The sequence below is a fragment of the Streptococcus danieliae genome (assembly GCF_009767945.1).
In the GTDB taxonomy this organism is placed as follows: Bacteria; Bacillota; Bacilli; order Lactobacillales; family Streptococcaceae; genus Streptococcus; species Streptococcus danieliae.
In genome coordinates, this window is record NZ_WSRS01000110.1 from 1 (window position 1) to 4,510 (window position 4,510).

The 4,510-nt window shown below is 44.3% G+C and carries 4 protein-coding genes; all 4 read left to right on the plus strand.

Annotated elements, in window-relative coordinates; all coding sequences use genetic code 11:
* The first annotated feature begins 272 nt into the window (after positions 1-272).
* Positions 273-971, plus strand: coding sequence for an orotidine-5'-phosphate decarboxylase (gene pyrF / locus E5983_RS08565; RefSeq protein WP_160333424.1), 699 nt, complete (start codon positions 273-275; stop codon positions 969-971).
* Position 972: 1 nt separating this feature from the next.
* Positions 973-1,614, plus strand: a complete 642-nt coding sequence (gene pyrE, locus E5983_RS08570; protein ID WP_160333425.1) for an orotate phosphoribosyltransferase — start codon at positions 973-975, stop codon at positions 1,612-1,614.
* An 11-nt stretch (positions 1,615-1,625) separates the two neighbouring features.
* Positions 1,626-2,867: an MFS transporter gene (locus E5983_RS08575; protein ID WP_160333426.1), complete on the plus strand. Its 1,242-nt coding sequence runs from the start codon at positions 1,626-1,628 to the stop codon at positions 2,865-2,867.
* A 138-nt stretch (positions 2,868-3,005) separates the two neighbouring features.
* Positions 3,006-4,259, plus strand: a complete 1,254-nt coding sequence (locus tag E5983_RS08580) for a glutamate--cysteine ligase family protein (protein WP_160333427.1) — start codon at positions 3,006-3,008, stop codon at positions 4,257-4,259.
* Positions 4,260-4,510: the final 251 nt, after the last annotated feature.

Genomic DNA, 4,510 nt, shown 5'->3' on the forward strand with positions numbered 1-4,510 from the left:
GGGAACGCAAATAGACGGCTTGGATGCGCTTATGATAGGCAGAATATTGTTTATTTTTAAGAGCTGATTTTAATTCTTTAATTTGATCTTGTGTGAATTTCATACTATCTATTATAATTCAGATTTTGATTTTTTGTTAAGTATTAGGTTAAATTTCGTTCGAGAATCGATCCATGCAGTTGCTATTATCGGAAAGGTTCGGGCAGATTTGGTCTGAAAAGAAGAAAGGAGTATTGCTGACATTAACGCTATTAGTTGAATAGGAGGTCCCTATGGATAAAACCAAGCCCATTATTGCCTTGGATGTTGCCTCTTCCCAGGAGCTCAATGCCTTGTTACAGGATTTAGCTCCGGAATCACTCACTTGTAAAGTTGGAATGGAATGTTACTATAGCCAAGGACCGGCGGTAGTCAAAAGCTTGTTAGAAGCTGGTCATCAGGTGTTTTTAGATTTGAAACTGCATGATATTCCAAATACAGTTGCCAAGAGCGTGGCTGTGCTGAGCCAGCTAGGCTGTCACATGTTGAATGTGCATGCTCAAGGAGGCATCAAGATGATGCGAGCTGCTGTGGAAGCTCGAAATGCCTCCAGTCATCAGCCGCTCTTGATTGCCGTGACCCAGTTGACCTCAACTAGTCCGGAAGAATTTCAAAGCCTGCAGGATTCAAAGCAGAATCTAGTCGAAAATGTTCTTCACTTGGCTAAACTGGCCAAAGAGGTTGGCATGGACGGGGTGGTCTGTTCTCCACAGGAAGTGCCCCTTATTAAAGAGGTTTGTGGAGCCGAATTTTTAACGATCACACCTGGTATTCGTCAGCATCTGGCTCCAGAGGATGACCAGGTTCGAGTTGCGACCGTTCAAGAAGCTAAGAGCTTGGGGACGGATTACATTGTAGTGGGACGGCCGGTTACAGCTGCTTCCAATCCTAGCCAAGCCTACCAAACGATTTTGAATGAATGGAGATCTTGAGATGACGTTACCAGTATCCCACCAAGTCGCACAAATTCTATTAGAGATGCAAGCTGTTAGTTTATCTCCAGAAGCTCCTTATACCTGGACCTCGGGCTTAAAATCCCCTATTTATTGCGACAATCGCTTAATCATGAGTTTCCCTAAGCAACGATCCTTTATTGAAGAGCAGCTGGCATCGAGGATTCAGACCGCTTTTCCACAAGTTCAGGTAGTCGCCGGCGTTGCGACAGCAGGAATTCCTCATGCCAGTATGGTTGCCCAATTACTGGATTTACCCCTAATCTATGTTCGCACTGATGCCAAAAAACACGGGAAGAAAAATCAGATTGAAGGACGATTGCCTGAACATACCAAAGTTGTTCTTGTCGAAGATTTAATCAGTACCGGGAAAAGTGTTTTACAAGCAGCCAAGACACTGGAGGAGCATGGAGCAGAAGTGATCGGTTGCGTCGCTATTTTTAATTACTTATTACCGGTTGGGAAAGCCGCTTTTGCGGAGGCTGGCTATGCCTATACGAGTTTAACGGATTATGAGGCCCTCGTTCAACAGGCTTTGTTAAAGGAAGAGTTACAGCCTTTCCGGACCTTATTGGAAAATTGGCATCTGGACCCAGAAGCGTGGTCCCAAGGAATTGAATAAAGGAGTAAGAAATGAGACTATCAAAAAATGATCGCAATGCTCTAATTTCAGCTATTGTTGCCTCGGGAACAGATGATTTGAATGTTGTGTTCTTATCTTTTTCCCTTACCTCCATCATTGCTTCGCTAGCCATTAGTAAGGTTGAGGCGGGTTGGATTGCTACGATTACCAATCTTGGTATGCTCCTAGGGGGGATTGTTTTTGGGATCTTAGCGGATCGTTACAATAAATTTAAAGTCTTTCGTTGGACAGTGGTTATTTTCTCTTTAGCAACAGCCCTCATCTTTTTTACACCAAATCTTCAATACCTCTATGCTATGCGTTTTATTGCTGGTATTGGTGTTGGTGGTGAATATGGCGTTGCAATTGCGATTATGGCTGGATTAGTTCCAAAAGAAAATATGGGAAGAGTGTCTTCTATCAACGGAATCGTCGGACAAATAGGTTCAATAACCTCAGCAGCCTTGGCTGGACTGATTGCCCCGATTTTTGGTTGGAGAGGACTATTTTTGTGCGGTCTTTTACCCCTTCTGATTGTTGGCTGGTCGCTCATCCATGTTGATGCTGACAAGGTCAGCGATTTCGATGAACAGACAGATACGGCTGCTCCAGGCGACAGAGGGAAAATTGGGGATTTATTTAAAACCCGACAAATAGCCTCACAAACGCTTTGTTTAATGGTCATGACAACAGTCCAGATCGCAGGGTATTTTGGCATGATGAACTGGTTGCCAAGTATTATCCAAGAACAAGCAGGTGTTTCGATGAGCGGCTCTTCGATTTGGATGATTACGACAATTCTCGGTATGTGCTTGGGAATGGTTGTTTTTGGTCAGTTACTAGACCGCCTGGGACCTCGCAGGGTCTATAGCGTCTTTCTGCTGGCCTCTTCCCTGTCGGTTTACCTCTTCAGTTTCGCAAAAACAGGCCTGACTATTCTGATCGCCGGAGCCATTGTTGGATTTTTTGCCAATGGAATGTTTGCCGGTTATGGCGCCATGATTACCCGTCTCTACCCGCACCATGTTCGCTCCCTCGCCAACAATACCATCCTCAACGTCGGACGAGCCATCGGCGGCTTTTCCTCAGTTGTCATCGGCTATATCTTACAACACTCCACCATTCCAGTCGTACTCCTTTTCTTAGCCAGCCTTTACCTCTTTAGCTTGCTGGCGATGTTAAGCATTTCCAATTTGAAAAAAGAAAACTATCAACAACTAAGACCCCTAGCTGAGGATTCTATAAAGAGCTGAAGCTCTCTCAGCAAGGCTCGGGAAAGTGTGTTTACAAAGTAGATTTTAGAGAGCACTGTAGCGGTTCTCTCTTTTTCGTCTGTAGACCCCAAAAATTTTGGTATACTGGTAGGAACAAAGAAAAAGGGGGGCAGGTCTGTGAAGCAATTTTTCCAGGAAAACTATCTTGCAAAACTCAAGGAAAATCCGGAACTTTTCATTGGGATTGAACTGGAATTTCCCATTGTTCACTTGCAGGGACAGGCCACCAATCGGGAGGTATCCCTAGCCTTACTGAACCACCTGGTTCAAACCTTGGATTTTAAGGTTGTCGGGCTAGATAGGCATCATCAGCCCATTGAAATAAGGGCTGAAAATGGAGATGTGATTCTCTTTGAAGTCAGCTATAATACCCTAGAATTTGCATTTGCTAAGGCTGAGACCCTTTTTCAAGTTGCCGATCGTTTTAAGGTCTATCTTGATACCATTCAGAACTTCTTGCTTTCAAAGGATCACCAGCTGTTAGGTCTGGGAATTAACCCTAATTGGAAGGTCAATGACAATCGGCCAGTTGCGACAGGGCGTTACCAAATGCTGATGGATTATTTAGCCTTGGGTGCTAACCATGAGCAGCTCCATGCTTATCCTGATTATGCAGCCTACATTTGTGGCAGCCAGGTCCAGTTCGATGTGAGCAGAAGTCAGTTTTTGCGAGTTCTAAATGCCTTCAATAAAATTGAGGCTGCCAAAGCCTACCTGTTTGCCAACTCATCCTTTGAACCCTTGGAGAACTATGCTCTAGCCCGAGACTATCTCTGGGAAGCTTCTATGCATGGTCTTATTCCTGAGAATGTAGGTCTTTACCCGGACGATTTTACGACAGAGCAAGCCTTCATGGACTATCAATCCCGCTCTTCTCTTTTTTACATTCAACGAAAAGGAGAGTATTATTATTTCGAATCAATTCCGCTTGGCAGCTATCTCGAGCAGGAAGAAATTCAGGCCTATGACCTATCGGGTCAGCTGGTTCGCCTGCAGCCAGAGGTGGCAGATCTGCAGCACCATCGCTCCTATCATTATCAGGAGTTGACCAAGCGGGGGACTCTGGAGTTCCGCAGCATTTGTACCCAGCCCCTTGAAGCAACCTTCGCACCGGCCACCTTTCATTTGGGTCTCCTCACCAACCTCGACGCCCTCGAAACTCTCCTTGATGGCCATTCCTTTTTTACAACCTACGGCCGAGATTATGCACAACTTCGGCAGCAGTTTTCGAAAAGCCTTTTGGGACAAAAAGAAAAAGAGGCTATGGAACTCTTCGCCCAGCAGCTAGTCAGCTGCGCAAAGGAAGGTCTCCTACAAAGAGGATTGGGGGAAGAAATCTACTTAGAATCACTGGAAAACAAAAAAAATTAAAATTTTTTTAAAAAAATGAGAAAAAAGTCTTGCCAAGAAAGCTGTAGTGTTGTATACTAAGAAAGTCCTGAAGGAAGAGTTCCTTAAACGGGACAGTTAGTTGATAAAGGTTCGGCACATCCGAACCAAGTCAAAAAAACTTCAAAAATTTTTCAAAAAAGTGTTGACAAAGATTTGAGGTTTTGATAAACTAATGAAGTTGTCTCGTGAGAGGCATGACCTTTGAAAACTGAACAAGACGAATACCAATG

Excerpts from the sequence above, each read along its gene's own strand:
- pyrF (WP_160333424.1), top strand. The coding sequence starts at position 273 with ATGGATAAAACCAAGCCCATTATTGCCTTGGATGTTGCCTCTTCCCAG.
- pyrE (WP_160333425.1), top strand. The coding sequence starts at position 973 with ATGACGTTACCAGTATCCCACCAAGTCGCACAAATTCTATTAGAGATG.
- E5983_RS08575 (WP_160333426.1), top strand. The coding sequence starts at position 1,626 with ATGAGACTATCAAAAAATGATCGCAATGCTCTAATTTCAGCTATTGTT.